This window comes from Pseudomonas sp. P105 (assembly GCF_032614175.1).
Lineage (GTDB): Bacteria > Pseudomonadota > Gammaproteobacteria > Pseudomonadales > Pseudomonadaceae > Aquipseudomonas > Aquipseudomonas rhizophila.
The window spans coordinates 2789085-2803875 of record NZ_CP126693.1 but is presented as its reverse complement, the minus strand read 5'-3'; the positions used below and the strand labels follow the sequence as shown (position 1 = coordinate 2803875).

General features: G+C 57.6%; 12 protein-coding genes and 2 pseudogenes. 11 read left to right on the top strand and 3 right to left on the bottom strand.

Going from position 1 to position 14791, the window contains the following annotated elements; genetic code table 11:
• Positions 1 to 146 precede the first annotated feature (146 nt).
• Positions 147 to 1094, top strand: coding sequence for a LysR family transcriptional regulator (locus tag QOM08_RS12735; protein ID WP_316913088.1), 948 nt, complete (start codon positions 147 to 149; stop codon positions 1092 to 1094).
• A 50-nt stretch (positions 1095 to 1144) separates the two neighbouring features.
• On the opposite strand, the gene QOM08_RS12730 is transcribed toward QOM08_RS12735, so the two are convergent.
• Entirely contained in the window at positions 1145 to 1417 is a 273-nt protein-coding gene (locus QOM08_RS12730; RefSeq protein ID WP_316913087.1) for a DUF2790 domain-containing protein, read from the bottom strand.
• Between the two features lie 436 nt (positions 1418 to 1853).
• On the opposite strand from QOM08_RS12730, the gene tnpA reads away from it, so the two are divergent.
• The 4 genes and pseudogenes from tnpA (at position 1854) to QOM08_RS29090 (ending at position 4499) form a co-directional block, all read left to right on the top strand.
• Positions 1854 to 2171, top strand: coding sequence for an IS66-like element accessory protein TnpA (gene tnpA / locus QOM08_RS12725; RefSeq protein WP_316913086.1), 318 nt, complete (start codon positions 1854 to 1856; stop codon positions 2169 to 2171).
• On the top strand, positions 2168 to 2503 hold the full coding sequence (gene tnpB, locus QOM08_RS12720; protein ID WP_316913085.1) for an IS66 family insertion sequence element accessory protein TnpB: 336 nt from the start codon (positions 2168 to 2170) through the stop codon (positions 2501 to 2503). The genes tnpA and tnpB overlap by 4 nt, the downstream gene beginning before the upstream one ends.
• 61 nt (positions 2504 to 2564) lie before the next feature.
• Positions 2565 to 4091, top strand: a pseudogene (gene tnpC, locus QOM08_RS12715) (IS66 family transposase).
• Positions 4015 to 4499: pseudogene (locus tag QOM08_RS29090) on the top strand (zincin-like metallopeptidase domain-containing protein). Before tnpC ends, QOM08_RS29090 begins: the two co-directional pseudogenes overlap by 77 nt.
• A gap of 255 nt (positions 4500 to 4754) precedes the next feature.
• Here the strand turns inward: QOM08_RS29090 and QOM08_RS12705 are convergent.
• Both QOM08_RS12705 and QOM08_RS12700 read right to left on the bottom strand, forming a co-directional pair.
• A complete protein-coding gene (locus QOM08_RS12705) occupies positions 4755 to 6437 on the bottom strand; it encodes an AMP-binding protein (RefSeq protein ID WP_316913083.1) in 1683 nt (560 codons plus the stop codon).
• Between the two features lie 123 nt (positions 6438 to 6560).
• Positions 6561 to 6809 (bottom strand): hypothetical protein, encoded by a 249-nt coding sequence (locus tag QOM08_RS12700; RefSeq protein ID WP_316913082.1) that lies wholly within the window; start codon positions 6807 to 6809, stop codon positions 6561 to 6563.
• Positions 6810 to 6964: 155 nt separating this feature from the next.
• Between QOM08_RS12700 and QOM08_RS12695 the strand changes: the two genes are divergently transcribed.
• From QOM08_RS12695 to QOM08_RS12670, 6 genes are all read left to right on the top strand, one after another.
• On the top strand, positions 6965 to 8593 hold the full coding sequence (locus QOM08_RS12695) for a methyl-accepting chemotaxis protein (RefSeq protein ID WP_316913081.1): 1629 nt from the start codon (positions 6965 to 6967) through the stop codon (positions 8591 to 8593).
• A gap of 138 nt (positions 8594 to 8731) precedes the next feature.
• The gene (locus QOM08_RS12690; protein ID WP_316913080.1) at positions 8732 to 9115 is read left to right on the top strand and encodes a MerR family DNA-binding transcriptional regulator; all 384 of its coding nucleotides are present in this window, start codon (positions 8732 to 8734) and stop codon (positions 9113 to 9115) included.
• Positions 9116 to 9160: 45 nt separating this feature from the next.
• A complete protein-coding gene (locus tag QOM08_RS12685) occupies positions 9161 to 10324 on the top strand; it encodes an isovaleryl-CoA dehydrogenase (RefSeq protein WP_316913079.1) in 1164 nt (387 codons plus the stop codon).
• Between the two features lie 12 nt (positions 10325 to 10336).
• Positions 10337 to 11944: a carboxyl transferase domain-containing protein gene (locus QOM08_RS12680; protein WP_316913078.1), complete on the top strand. Its 1608-nt coding sequence runs from the start codon at positions 10337 to 10339 to the stop codon at positions 11942 to 11944.
• 50 nt (positions 11945 to 11994) lie between these two features.
• On the top strand, positions 11995 to 12795 hold the full coding sequence (locus tag QOM08_RS12675; protein ID WP_316913077.1) for a gamma-carboxygeranoyl-CoA hydratase: 801 nt from the start codon (positions 11995 to 11997) through the stop codon (positions 12793 to 12795).
• The gene (locus QOM08_RS12670) at positions 12792 to 14747 is read left to right on the top strand and encodes an acetyl/propionyl/methylcrotonyl-CoA carboxylase subunit alpha (RefSeq protein ID WP_316913076.1); all 1956 of its coding nucleotides are present in this window, start codon (positions 12792 to 12794) and stop codon (positions 14745 to 14747) included. The genes QOM08_RS12675 and QOM08_RS12670 overlap by 4 nt, the downstream gene beginning before the upstream one ends.
• The last annotated feature ends 44 nt before the right edge of the window (positions 14748 to 14791 follow it).

Below are 14791 nucleotides of genomic sequence, written 5' to 3'. Positions count from 1 at the left end.
CATGCAGTTATTGTCATTGCGTTTTCGCCACTAGGACATGACGCCGAAAGTACTGGAAGAACCTGTGATTACAGGGAATCATCCAGTGCTGCCAATAATTCTTTAGGCTCGGCTTTTATTTTTACTAATTTCCTGAGGTGAAAACGATGGATGTTTTCCAAACCATGCGTTTTTTCATTGCCGTCGCTCAGAGTGGTAGCTTTACGGCGGCTGCCGAGATACTAGACACCACCACAACGAACGTTTCCAAAGCAGTCTCCAGTCTTGAGGCTAGAGTTCAAACGCGCCTGATTAACCGGACGACCCGACGCTTGGCATTGACCGAAGCAGGTGCGCGTTATTTGCAACGATGCGAGAAAATTCTTGATGAGGTTCGTGAAGCAGATGAGGAAGCGGGTACCGCTCAAGTCATGCCTGTTGGCAGGCTCAAAATTCACGCCATGTCAGCCATTGGCAATCATTATGTGATCGAAGCCATTGCCAGATATAGAAAGACTCATCCCTCGGTCATGTTTGATTTGACACTGACCAATCGGCTACCTGACCTATTGGAGGAAGGGTATGACATGTCGATTGTTTTAGCGCGGAATTTACCCGATTCAGGATTTGTCGCTCAGCGACTTGGTATCACTTACAGTATTCTCTGCGCCTCGCCAGCATACCTGAAGAAGCGTGGGATTCCCGACTCTCCCAGTTCACTTTGCTCACATGATTGCTTGAGAATTGTTAATACACTAATGCCGGTTGAAAATTGGGAATTTGAAGGATCGGCAGGCGTGGAAACGGTCGCCGTTCCATTGTCTCCCTTTCACGTTAACACCGCCGACGCCATGACCATTGCCATAACGAATGGGATGGGTATCGGCATTCAACCTATTGCCTCTGCAGTCGACGGTCTCAAAGCGGGCACGTTAGTCCGCGTATTGCCAGAATATCATTTTGAGGAGCTGAGTTTATTTGCCATATATCCCTCACGAAAATTTGTGGATGCAAAAATAAAGACTTGGTTAGAGTTTCTTAAAGATTTAATTCCGGAATTGTTGGCATCTGATGAAAAAATCGTAGACTCACCAAAAATGGACGAGAGCTTGTGAGCTCATTGGTAGTGCAGGCATAGAGTTTGCCCGCCTCCTCCGCACAGCATTCAACTGCCTGAGCATCCAGCGCCCATGACTTGATACTGCATTACATGTTGTTTCCCGTCAGAATCTTCATACGTCACTTGCGCAGGAACTGGCCCGCACTGATCCGCAGCGCCTGTAAATGTTATGACTTTTTTGATATCAAGCTTCGTTCCGTAAGTGTAATCTTCAACAGGCGTCTTATTAGGTGCAGCAGCTGGGTGGCTTTCATCAGCAAATGTCAGTGCGCCAACACCGCCAATAACAAGAAAAATCGCAACTTTTAGAATGTTCATGATGTGATGTTCACCGTATCATTTGAGATTGACTTTGCGACCAAAATGATCGTTAGGCTTATATCGGGTTTTCGAGTTTTTACCCCGCAAGCTAGTTGATACTTGCACCATTTACTCACTGGGTAGAGGCAATGTTAGGTGTTTATCCATCCGCCATATAGAGGCCCACTGGACAAACACTGTTTCCAGATTCCGCATGAATAGAGGATTTCGAAAAGCTGCCGGGGGCTTTTGTGCCGATCTTAACCGGCTGCTTCGGGCCTTCCGGTGATTCGTGACCGACGGCCATTGGCAAATCGCAAGGATCGCCCTGATGTCATCCGACTGCCGACAAAAGTAAGGGGCCGGCGAACACACCTTCCGAACCTGGCCGATAAGGGCGATTGTGTCCGCGTAATTTTATGCGGACGCAATTACCCTTAACGCCAGGATCGCCATGCGTGAACGTAAGTCCTACACAAAATCCTTCAAGGCCCAAGTCGTCCATGAATGCGAGCAGCCCGGCGTTTCCGTGGCAGCCATCGCGATGAGTCATGGTATCAACGCTAATGTCGTGCGCCGCTGGCTACCGCTTTACCGTGATCAGCAGGTCGCCACCTTGCCAGCTTTCATTCCTTTGAAAGTCGAATCAAAACGAGTGGCTGAAGCGCCGGCGATCATTGAATTACCGATTGGCCAGCAAACGCTCACGGTGAAGTGGCCAATTTCCGATCCAGAAGGGTGCGCCCGATTCATTCGTGGGCTCACCCAATGATCCGCATTGATGCCATCTGGCTCGCCACCGAGCCCATGGACATGCGCGCAGGCACCGAGACCGCGTTGGCCAAGGTGATCGCGGTGTTCGGTGCGGCGAAGCCGCACTGCGCTTATCTATTCGCCAACCGCCGCGCCACTCGCATGAAAGTCCTGGTGCATGACGGGTTTGGCATCTGGCTGGCTGCTCGCCGATTGAATCAAGGTAAGTTTCACTGGCCAGGTATTCGCCAAGGCTCTGAACTTGAGTTGGATACCGAGCAACTTCAGGCTTTAGTGCTGGGCTTGCCTTGGCAGCGCGCGGGGGCTGGCGGCGCGATCACACTGCTTTAACGGCTGCCATTAGCCTATCGGTCTATCGCCGCGAACGGCCTGCTCTGGCAAAATCCGCGGCATGACTTCTTCGCCCAATCTCGACCAAATGTCCCCCCACCAACTGCGCGCCTTGGCAGCGCAGTTGTTGTCGTAGGTCGATACTATGGGCAAGAAGATCCACCGCGACCAAACGGTGATCGAAAAGCTGACTCACGAGATTGCGCAGCTCAAGCGCTTGAAGTTTGCCAAGCGCAGCGAGCAGTTGAATCCGCAGCAGGCCAGCTTGCTCGATGACCTGATCGATACCGATATCGCGGCAATTGAAGCTGAGCTTCAAGCCTTGCAAACAGCTCCAGCGCAGGCCGAGAAAAAGCAAAAGCCCAAGCGCACGGCGTTGCCGCCAGAGTTTCCACGCACGTAGATCCATCACGAACCGGACAACACTCACTGCCCATGTGGCTGTGCACTCAAACGCATCGGTGAGGACGTCAGCGAGAAGCTGGACTACACGCCCGGCGTATTCAGCGTCGAACGCCATGTTCGTGGCAAGTGGGTCTGTGACGACTGCGAAACGCTGATCCAGGCGCCGGTTCCGGCGCAAGTCATCGACAAAGGCATCCCGACCGCTGGCTTGCTGGCCCACGTCATGATCGCGAAGTTTGCCGACCATCTGCCGCTTTACCGCCAGGAATCAATTTTCGGTCGAGCAGGCTTGGCAATCCCACGTTCAACGTTGGCTCAATGGGTTGGCGTGACTGGCGTGCAGTTGCAGCCTCTGGTCGATGCGCTGCGCGACGTAGTGCTCGGACAGCCAATCATCCACGCTGATGAAACGCCGGTGCAGATGCTCGCTCCGGGTTCGAAGAAAACCCACCGCTCTTATGTCTGGGCCTACGCCACCAGCCAATTTTGCGAAACAGCGGCTGTCGTTTATGACTTCAGCCCCAGCCGCGCCGGTGAGCATGCTCGTAACTTCCTGCAAGACTGGAAGGGCAAGCTGGTCTGTGATGATTTTGGCGGTTACAAGGCCAGCTTCGAACTCGGCGTCACCGAGATCGGCTGCATGGCCCACGCGCGGCGCAAGTTCTTCGAACTGCACACCACCAACAAGAGCACGCTCGCCGAGCAGGCCCTGCGCTATATCCAACTGCTATACGAAATCGAAAGTGAAATTCGCGACCTGGAGCCGGATATACGCCGCCAAATACGGCAAGAAAAAGCCGTAGCGGTGATGGATACGCTGCATGCCTGGATGCTCGCCCAGCGTGAGCTGGTGCCCGAAGGTTCGGCTATCAGCAAAGCACTGGATTACAGCCTGAAACGCTGGGCAGCGCTGTCACGCTACCTGGATGACGGGGTCGTCCCCATTGACAATAATTGGTGCGAGAACCAGATCCGGCCCTGGGCGTTGGGACGCAAGAACTGGCTCTTCGCAGGATCGCTACGCAGCGGAAAACGGGCGGCGGCTATCATGAGTTTGATCCAGTCTGCGCGGCTGAATGGTCATGATCCGTATGCCTATCTGAAGGATGTTCTCACGCGCCTGCCGACGCAGCGGGCGAGTGAAATCGATCAGTTACTGCCGCATAGGTGGCAGCCGGTTTAGTTACGCAAGGCGTGATGGCCGGACGCATACCGACAAAAAGCGTAACTTCACGACGAAGGTGGGGCAGCACGCCAATGCTCCTCACGAGCTGGTGTACTGGACCGGACATCACTCTCGGTTACAGCGCGAAGGCCTAACAACATCCTGCCCGTTCGGCTCACGAAGCTATGCCTTTGAAGAGTACATCGCCTAGATAGCCGCTACTTTTTTATGCGCCTACACGGTATTGAGGGAGAGTTGCGACAGAGGGTTACATTGACTCCTAGTTCTGCTTGCTCGGCAGGCAGGCATGTGACCTTTCGCACCAGAGGTCACGCCAGAAGCGCATTGGAGTATGTACTCAGTTTGGAACAGCGACTAAAGCAAGCGGTCCCAGTTGACTCACTATGCATGAACGATGGAACTTAATTTAGCCTCGAGAAAATTCGCACCGCAGTGTACCGACTCTCCCCTTTTTCCGTACTAGCACGCGCCTCCAACAAAACGGCACCAAGAGAAATCGATACAGCGCAAAAGGACGCGAGCCAAAAGGATGGGTCAGGGCAAGACGGGAATGGGAATGGGAACCGGACTCTGAGAATGGGAGCAATATCCCTGCCCAGCAGGGCATGAATGAGCAGCAGGCAGTGACGCAGATAAGCGTCACAGCCTGCTACTGGGCACTCAACTCGCCTGGCCGAGACCCAGACGCTCGACGGTAAGCTCGCGCATACGGAACTTCTGAACTTTTCCGGTCACGGTCATGGGAAACTCTTCGACAAAGAAGAAATACCGAGGCACCTTAAAGTGTGCAATGCGCCCCTTGCAGTACTCGCGCAACTGTTCGTCACTGACTTCGTGACCCGGATGGCACTTGATCCAGGCAGCGATCTCCTCGCCATACTTGACATCTGGTATCCCAACCACCTGCACATCGGCCACTGCTGGGTGGGTAAAGAGGAACTCTTCGATCTCACGGGGGTACACGTTCTCGCCGCCTCGGATGATCATGTCCTTGTTACGCCCGACGATGGTCAGGTAGCCCTCCTCGTCCATTACTGCCAGGTCGCCGGTGTGCATCCAGCGCGCGATATCCAGAGCCTCGCTTGTCGCCTCGGGGTTGTTCCAATAGCCGAGCATCACGCTGTAGCCCCGAGTACACAGTTCGCCGATTTTCCCACGAGGAACAATGCGGCCTTGCTCATCAACAACCTTGCTCTCCAGGTGCGGCTGGGTACGTCCCACACTGCTGACGCGCCGTTCCAGATTGTCGTCCGCGGCGGTCTGGGTGGACACGGGGCTAGTCTCGGTCATGCCGTAAGCGATCTGCACCTCAGACATGTGCATCTCGCTGATCACCCGCTTCATTACCTCGATCGGGCAGGTAGCGCCGGCCATGATCCCCGTGCGGAGGCTGGACAGATCCAGGTCAGCACGCTCTGGAAGATCGAGTTCGGCGATAAACATGGTGGGCACGCCATAAAGCGCGGTGGCCTTCTCCTCCGCTACCGCCTGCAGAGTGGCCAGTGGGTCGAAGGATGCTCCCGGATAGATCATGGTGCTACCGTGGGTCAGGCAGCCAAGATTGCCCATCACCATGCCGAAGCAGTGATACAAGGGCACCGGAATCACCAGACGATCAAGCTCACTGAGGCCCAAGCTCTCACCGACCATGTAGCCGTTGTTGAGGATATTGTGGTGGCTCAGCGTCGCCCCCTTTGGAAAGCCAGTGGTACCCGAGGTGTACTGAATGTTAATCGGGTCATCGAACTGCAATCCGGCCTGGCGCTCGGCCAACAATTCAGGCGATACCGTGGCGCCACCAGCGAGGAAGTTCACCCAGGACAGCAGACCTACCGGCGGCACATCGGCCAGGCTGATCACCCCGCGCAGCTCAGTGAGCTTGGCGCTAGCCAGTTGACTCGGGGTGGTAGTAGCAAGCTCCGGCAGCAACTCCATGAGCATGGCGTGATAATCACTACTCTTAAAGGCTCCAGCACAGATCAGCCAGCTACAGCCGGATTGGCGCAGGGAGTACTCCAGCTCGCTGAGCCGGTAAGCCGGATTGATGTTGACCAGAATGGCACCGACCTTGGCGCTCGCGAACTGAGTGATACACCACTCGGCGCAGTTTGGCGCCCAGATGCCAACTCGGTCGCCGGGCTGTACACCCAAAGCCAGTAGCCCACGGGCGCAACGGTCGACCTGTTCGCCCAGCTGCGCCCAGCTATAACGTAGATTCTGATGGCGCACCACGAGCGCATCGCGTTCGGCGAAACGCTCCACAGTTTGATCGAACGCCGCCCCTATGGTCATGGCCAATAGCGGGTTGTTCTGCAATCCGCGGGTATAGCTGTTTGAAGTCATGAGAATCCTCGATCTTGTATTTTTGTGAGGCATGGCGCTGATCCATCGACTCCGACGCAGATGTTGACAGTCAGCAGAGTCACCTTTACGTTAACGTAAAGATGGCGCGCATGACAACAGATATCAATCGCCTATCCCGATAATAATAATCAAGGTGGCCCCATGAGCTACTCCAGTCTTAACTTCGCCCTCCGCAAGACCCCCAACCTGCTGTGCGAGCGGGTGCAGGCCTTCATTGCCTTGACAATGAACGAGCCGAACGTTGGCTGCATAAAGGTGCTGCGACCACTCCACTTTCAACGACAGCAAGGCCTGGATCACCAGCGGCTTGTAGGACGCAAACACCCCGATGATCTGCATCAGGATTTTCACTTGGAAAATTTCCCTATGGAGCGCTAATCCCCTTACTTGCACGTCACAAATCCACAAACCCCCCAATGATATCTACACCTGCTGATCGCTCGCGACCTAGTGCGCAATGCGCCTTGCCCGCCTGATCTTCCCATCGAATCCTCCCGGAGTTGTCCATGATCGGCCTGAGAAATATTCCCATTAGCCGTCGCCTGTGGCTGATCCTGCTGACGTCGGTCCTGATGCTACTGGTTCTCACTGGATTGATGCTCAAGCAGAATTACGATGATCTCTACGCCGCAAAGGAGCTCAAGACTCGCCACGTAGTAGAGACCGTCGCAGGTATTTTGCGTTACTACCATAGTCTGGAGGCCACCGGCATGAGCCGCGAGCAGGCGCAACGCCAAGCCAGCGAGATCCTGCGCGATCTACGTTATAACCAGGACGACTACTTCTGGTTGGAAGACCTGGACACCCGCATGGTCATGCACCCCAACGCCCAGTTGATAGGCAAGGTTATGTCGGGAACTCGCGACCCAGACGGCAAGCCATTCTTCGACGAGATGGTGGCCGTGGCCAAGCGTGACGGTGGTGGCCTGGTGTACTACCGCTGGCCCAAACCAGGCTCAGATGAACCCGTGGAGAAAGTTTCTTATGTCGAATTGTTCGAGCCCTGGGGCTGGACGGTCGGCTCGGGCATCTACATCGACGACGTGACAGCTGAGTTTCGCCGCCAGGCATTACAAGCCTTCGCCATCCTGGTGCCCGTGGCGCTACTGCTCGGAGCCCTGATCCTGCTGATTGCCCGAAGCATAGCCTTTCCTTTGGTGCAGGCCGTTGACGCTATGCAGAATATCGCCAGCGGCGACGCTGACTTGACCCGCAGCCTGGATCATCGTGGAAGTGATGAGCTGGGTACGTTGAGTGGCCACTTCAACGCATTTACCGGCAAACTGCGCGGCGTGATTGTTCAGTCGCTACAAGCTGCCAACAGTCTCAACATGGCCTCGAAGTCGCTCGGCGAGATTGCTGACGATGCCCAGCACCTTGGTCAACAACAGTCACAGCAGATGGAAATGGTCGCCACGGCGATCAACGAGGTGTCCTATGCCGTGCAGGAAGTGGCACGCAATGCCGAACATGCCTCCAATGAGGTCTGCCAGGCCGAAGAACAGGCGCGTCAGGGTCAGCAAAACATCGACGGGAGCCTGCAGCAGATCGACCGGCTCTCGAGCACTATCGACCAAGCTGTGGAAGTGATTCGCACCCTGGCGGCCGAAAGCACGCAAATCGGCAGTGTTCTGGAAGTGATCCGCTCCATCGCAGAACAGACGAACTTACTGGCCCTCAACGCCGCGATCGAAGCTGCTCGCGCTGGTGAACAGGGCCGAGGGTTTGCAGTGGTGGCCGATGAAGTCCGACTGTTGGCCCAGCGTACACAGAAATCCACAGCTGAAATTCAATCGATGATCGAGCGTTTGCAGAGCAATTCGGAGGCGGCGGTCAAGGTTATCGACGCCAGCAGCCAGGCCTCGCAATTGACCGTGATACAGGCTCGCCAAGCCGGCAACAGCCTGGCCCAGATTACCGCCTCACTGCGCAATCTGACCGACCTCAACACGTCGATTGCCAGCGCCACTCTGGAGCAGTCGCAGGCGGTCGAGGAAATCAATCAAAACGTCACCCTCGCAGCTTCTCTGGCGCAGCAGGGCGCGCATGCCGCCGATCGCTCGCTTCAGGCCAGCCAAGACCTCGGCACGCTTGCTGCGCAACTGGATCGAGCCTTGGGTCAGTTCCGGGTCTGAGTTGGCTGATCGCTGATAAAGATAGTAGGACGCCTCTGGGGAACAACGTAGCGATGTTCCCAGCTACCGAAAAGTCAGTTGACTTATTACAGCTCCAGCTTTACGTTAACGTAAAGGAAAACAACAAGGCGAATGCCCATGCCCACCACCTACTCCATCTCCGATCTGGCCCGAGAACTGGATGTCACTCCTCGTGCAATTCGCTTCTACGAGGAGCAAGACATGCTCGTCCCTGAGCGACGTGGCCAGGAACGCATCTATAGCCCCAAGGACTTGGTGGCACTGAAGCTTATCCTGCGTGGCAAGCGTATTGGCTTCTCTCTGACTGAGTGCAAGGAATTGATAGAGCTGTACGACCCCAGTCATGGCAATCGTAAGCAGTTGGACACCTTCATGAGCAAGATCGCCGCCCGCCGCTTCCAGCTCGAACAGCAGATGCTGGATATCCAACAGATGCAGCTAGAGCTGGACACTGCCGAGGAACGTTGCCTCTCGGCCATGGCCGAAATCGATAAAAAATAACGCGTAACTTCTCTGAACATCATAAAAACAATCACAGGTGGAACCATGAGCTATCCCTCCCTGAACTTCGCCCTCGGCGAAACCATCGACATGCTGCGCGATCAGGTTCAATCCTTCGTCGCCAAAGAGATCGCCCCGCGCGCCGCTCAGATCGACATCGACAACCTGTTCCCGGCCGACCTGTGGCGCAAGTTCGGCGACATGGGTCTGCTGGGTATCACCGTACCGGAAGAGTACGGCGGTGCTGGCCTGGGTTACCTGGCCCACGTCGTCGCCATGGAAGAAATCAGTCGCGGTTCAGCCTCGGTCGCTTTGTCCTACGGCGCCCACTCCAACCTCTGCGTCAACCAGATCAACCGCAACGGCAATCACGAACAGAAAACCAAATACCTGCCCAAACTGATCAGCGGCGAGCACATCGGTGCCTTGGCCATGAGCGAACCGAATGCCGGTTCCGACGTGGTGTCGATGAAGCTGCGCGCCGAAAAACGCGGCGACCACTACGTACTCAACGGCAGCAAGACCTGGATCACCAACGGCCCCGACGCCAACACCTACGTGATCTACGCCAAGACCGACCTTGAAAAAGGCCCCCACGGCATCACCGCGTTCATCGTCGAGCGCGACTGGAAAGGCTTCAGCCGCAGCAACAAGTTCGACAAGCTCGGCATGCGCGGCTCGAACACTTGCGAGCTGTTTTTCGATGACGTCGAAGTGCCGGAAGAAAACATCCTCGGCGTGCTCAACGGCGGCGTGAAAGTGCTGATGAGCGGCCTCGACTACGAGCGCGTTGTCCTGTCCGGTGGCCCGACCGGGATCATGCAGGCCTGCATGGACTTGATCGTGCCGTACATCCACGACCGCAAGCAGTTCGGCCAAAGCATCGGTGAATTCCAGCTGATCCAGGGCAAGGTCGCCGACATGTACACCCAACTCAACGCCAGCCGTGCCTACCTGTATGCGGTAGCGCAAGCGTGCGAGCGTGGCGAAACCGCCCGCAAGGACGCCGCCGGAGTCATCCTCTACAGCGCCGAATGCGCGACCCGAATGGCCCTCGACGCGATCCAGATTCTCGGTGGCAACGGCTACATCAACGAGTTCCCGGCCGGTCGTCTGCTGCGTGACGCCAAGCTGTACGAAATCGGCGCTGGTACCAGTGAGATCCGTCGCATGCTGATCGGTCGCGAACTGTTCAACGAAACCCGCTAAACGGAGCTGTCCATGGCTATCCTGCATACCCAGCTCAACCCTCGTTCGGCGGAGTTCGCGGCCAACAGCGCGGCAATGCTCAAACAGGTCGACGCCCTGCACACCCTGCTCGCGCAAGTGCAGCAAGGTGGCGGCCCGAAGGCGCAAGAGCGCCACACCTCGCGGGGCAAACTGCTGCCCCGTGAACGGATTAATCGCTTGCTCGATCCGGGTTCGCCGTTTCTCGAGATCAGCCAATTGGCGGCCTACGCGGTGTATGGCGAAGACGTTCCGGCCGCAGGCGTGATTGCCGGGATCGGCCGTGTGGAAGGCGTCGAATGCATGATCGTCGCCAACGACGCCACCGTAAAAGGTGGCTCGTATTACCCGCTGACCGTGAAAAAACACCTGCGCGCGCAAACCATTGCCCAGCAGAACCGTTTGCCGTGCATCTACCTGGTGGACTCTGGCGGCGCCAACTTGCCGCGTCAGGATGAAGTGTTTCCGGACCGCGAACACTTCGGACGGATCTTCTTCAACCAGGCCAACATGAGCGCCATGGGCATCCCGCAAATCGCGGTGGTCATGGGTTCCTGCACTGCCGGTGGCGCGTACGTGCCGGCCATGGCCGACGAAGCAATCATGGTGCGTGAACAAGCGACGATTTTCCTCGCCGGTCCGCCGCTGGTAAAAGCCGCGACCGGTGAAGTGGTCAGCGCCGAAGACCTCGGCGGAGCCGATGTGCACTGCAAGATTTCCGGGGTGGCCGACCACTATGCCGAGAGCGACGAACACGCCTTGGCCATTGCACGGCGCAGCATCGCCAACCTTAACTGGCGCAAACTCGGCGAAGTGCAACAGCGCACGCCCATCGCCCCGCTCTACAACAGCGACGAGTTGTACGGCGTGGTGTCGGCGGATGCCAAGCAGCCGTTCGACGTGCGCGAAGTGATCGCGCGGTTGGTGGACGGTTCGGTGTTCGACGAATTCAAAGCACTGTTCGGGACGACCCTGGTGTGCGGCTTTGCCCACTTGCACGGTTACCCGATCGCGATCCTCGCCAACAACGGCATTCTGTTCGCCGAAGCGGCGCAGAAAGGCGCGCACTTCATCGAGCTGGCCTGCCAGCGTGGTATTCCGCTGCTGTTCCTGCAAAACATCACCGGCTTCATGGTCGGCCAGAAATACGAGGCCGGCGGCATCGCCAAGCACGGCGCGAAACTGGTGACCGCCGTGGCGTGCGCCAAGGTACCGAAATTCACTGTGATCATCGGTGGCAGTTTCGGAGCCGGTAACTACGGCATGTGCGGCCGGGCTTACGATCCACGCTTCCTGTGGATGTGGCCGAACGCACGCATCGGCGTGATGGGCGCCGAGCAAGCCGCGGGTGTTTTGGTGCAGGTTAAGCGCGAGCAGGCCGAGCGCAGTGGCCACAGTTTCAGTGCCGAGCAGGAAGCCGAGATCAAGCAACCGATCCTCGATCAGTACGAAGAACAGGGGCATCCCTATTATTCCAGCGCTCGACTGTGGGACGACGGCGTCATCGACCCGGCACAGACCCGCGAGGTACTGGCCCTGGCGCTGTCCGCCAGCCTCAATGCCCCGATCGAGCCAACCCGCTTCGGCGTGTTCCGTATGTAACTTCCTTTCCCATAAATGGAAGAGGAAGCCCATCAGAGACAGTGATCACCATGACTGACTTCAGCAGCATCGAACTGGAAAAAGACCCGCGTGGTTTCGCCACCCTTTGGCTGAACCGTCCGGAGAAGAATAACGCCTTCAACGCCGAGATGATTCGCGAGCTGATCATCGCCCTGGATATAGTGAAGAGTGACGCTAGCCTGCGCTTTTTGTTGTTGCGCGGCCGCGGCCGGCATTTCTCTGCCGGTGCTGACCTATTTTGGATGCAGCAGACCGCCGAACTGGACTACAACGCTAACCTCAGCGACGCGCGCGAGCTCGCGAAGCTGATGTACAACCTCCATTACTTGGAGATTCCCACCCTGGCGGTGGTGCAAGGTGCAGCCTTCGGCGGTGCCGTGGGCCTGGTCAGCTGCTGCGACATGGCTATCGGTAGCGAGGATGCGCTGTTCTCACTATCCGAGGTGCGTATCGGCTTGGCGCCGGCGGTCATCAGCCCGTTCGTAGTTCAGGCCTTAGGCGAACGCACCGCACGCCGCTATGCCTTGACCGCTGAACGCTTTGACGGCAACCGTGCCCGCGAAGTAGGCCTGCTCGCCGAGTGCCATCCGACCACCGAGCTGGACACACAGGTCGAAGCTTGGGTCGCCAATCTGCTACAGAACAGCCCGCAGGCCATGCGAGCTAGCAAAGACCTCCTACACGAGGTAGGCAGCGGCGAGTTAACCCCTGACCTGCGCCGTTACACCGAAAAAACCATCGCCCATTTGCGCGTAAGCGCCGAGGGCCAAGAAGGTCTGCGTGCCTTCCTCGATAAACGCCAACCCGCTTGGCAGGAGCCGCAAGCATGAGCCTCACGCATATCGATACCCTGCTGGTGGCTAACCGCGGTGAAATCGCTTGCCGAGTGATGCGCACCGCCAAAGCTTTAGGCCTGACCACCGTGGCCGTGCACAGCGCCACCGACCGTGACGCCCGGCACAGCCGCGAAGCCGATATCCGCGTCGACCTGGGCGGCAGCAAAGCCGCCGACAGTTACCTGCAAATCGACAAACTGATCGCTGCCGCGAAAGCCAGCGGCGCTCAGGCGATTCATCCGGGTTATGGCTTTCTTTCCGAGAACGCCGGGTTCGCCCGCGCGATTGAAGAAGCTGGCCTGATTTTCCTCGGCCCTCCCGCCTCAGCCATCGATGCGATGGGCAGCAAATCCGCCGCCAAAGCCTTGATGGAAACCGCCGGCGTGCCGCTGGTGCCTGGCTATCACGGTGAAGCTCAGGACCTCGACACTTTCCGCGACGCCTGCGAACGCATCGGTTATCCAGTGCTGCTCAAGGCCACCGCGGGCGGTGGCGGTAAAGGCATGAAAGTGGTCGAGGACGTCAGCCAGCTGGCCGAAGCCCTGGCCTCGGCCCAGCGTGAAGCGAAATCCTCGTTCGGCGATTCGCGGATGCTGGTGGAGAAGTACCTGCTCAAACCGCGTCACGTGGAAATCCAGGTCTTTGCCGATCAGCACGGCAACTGCCTGTACCTCAACGAACGTGACTGTTCGATTCAGCGTCGGCACCAAAAAGTCGTTGAAGAAGCACCCGCTCCAGGCTTGAGCCCGGAACTGCGTCGCGCCATGGGCGAAGCCGCCGTGCGTTCGGCACAAGCCATCGGCTATGTCGGCGCCGGCACTGTGGAGTTTCTGCTGGATTCTCGCGGTGAGTTCTTCTTCATGGAGATGAACACACGCCTTCAAGTCGAACACCCGGTCACCGAAGCCATCACCGGCCTCGATCTGGTGGCCTGGCAGATTCGTGTGGCCCGCGGCGAAGCGCTGCCGATGACTCAAGCCGAGGTTCCGCTGATCGGCCATGCCATCGAAGTGCGGTTGTATGCCGAAGACCCGGGCAATGATTTCCTGCCGGCTACCGGTCGACTGGAGCTGTATCGCGAATCCGCGCAAGGTCCGGGACGGCGGGTGGACAGTGGCGTCGAAGAAGGCGACGAGATCTCGCCATTCTACGACCCGATGCTCGGCAAACTGATTGCCTGGGGCGAAGATCGTGAACAGGCACGGCTACGGTTGCTGAGCATGCTTGATGAGTTTGCCATCGGCGGACTGAAGACCAACATCAACTTCCTGCGCCGGATCGTCGGCCACCCGGCGTTTGCCGCGGCCGAACTGGATACCGGGTTCATTCCGCGTTATCAGGAACAACTGCTGCCAGTCGCCTCAGACCTCAGTGACGAATTCTGGCAAGCCGCCGCCCAGGCGTTTGCCCAAAGCCAGCCGGGTTCTCCACGTGCCGATGACCCGGTTTCGCCTTGGGGTATCGGCAACGGATTCCGTGCCGGACTGCCGACAGAAATCACCCTGCATTTGAGTTGCGAGGGGCAAGACCGGGCGCTGACCCTGGGCGATACCGACGCTCATACCGCACAGCTCAAGGGTGAACACCTGCTGACCGAACACAACGGCTTGCGCCGCCAGCATCGGGCAATCCGCCGTGGCGATGCGCTGTATCTGCAATGGGACGGTGAACTGCGACGCATCGAGTCGTATGACCCGATCAGTGCCGTCGAAGCCAGTCACAGCCATCAGGGCGGGCTCACCGCGCCCATGAACGGCAGCATCGTGCGAGTGCTGGTGGAGGCCGGGCAAACGGTCGAAGCCGGGGCGCAACTGGTGGTGCTGGAAGCGATGAAGATGGAGCACAGCATTCGCGCGCCCCACGCTGGAGTGATCAAGGCGCTGTTTTGCCAGGAAGGCGAGATGGTCAGCGATGGTACCGTCCTGGTCGAACTGGAAGAAGCCTGATAGCCACACTCGGCGCCTGATGATGCCCCTACGCTGGAAGCGTT

Coding starts and splice junctions, on each gene's coding strand:
- QOM08_RS12675 (WP_316913077.1), top strand. CDS start 11,995: ATGACTGACTTCAGCAGCATCGAACTGGAAAAAGACCCGCGTGGTTTC.
- QOM08_RS12730 (WP_316913087.1), bottom strand. CDS start 1,417: ATGAACATTCTAAAAGTTGCGATTTTTCTTGTTATTGGCGGTGTTGGC.
- tnpA (WP_316913086.1), top strand. CDS start 1,854: ATGCGTGAACGTAAGTCCTACACAAAATCCTTCAAGGCCCAAGTCGTC.
- QOM08_RS12670 (WP_316913076.1), top strand. CDS start 12,792: ATGAGCCTCACGCATATCGATACCCTGCTGGTGGCTAACCGCGGTGAA.
- QOM08_RS12690 (WP_316913080.1), top strand. CDS start 8,732: ATGCCCACCACCTACTCCATCTCCGATCTGGCCCGAGAACTGGATGTC.
- QOM08_RS12705 (WP_316913083.1), bottom strand. CDS start 6,437: ATGACTTCAAACAGCTATACCCGCGGATTGCAGAACAACCCGCTATTG.
- QOM08_RS12680 (WP_316913078.1), top strand. CDS start 10,337: ATGGCTATCCTGCATACCCAGCTCAACCCTCGTTCGGCGGAGTTCGCG.
- QOM08_RS12735 (WP_316913088.1), top strand. CDS start 147: ATGGATGTTTTCCAAACCATGCGTTTTTTCATTGCCGTCGCTCAGAGT.
- tnpB (WP_316913085.1), top strand. CDS start 2,168: ATGATCCGCATTGATGCCATCTGGCTCGCCACCGAGCCCATGGACATG.
- QOM08_RS12685 (WP_316913079.1), top strand. CDS start 9,161: ATGAGCTATCCCTCCCTGAACTTCGCCCTCGGCGAAACCATCGACATG.
- QOM08_RS12695 (WP_316913081.1), top strand. CDS start 6,965: ATGATCGGCCTGAGAAATATTCCCATTAGCCGTCGCCTGTGGCTGATC.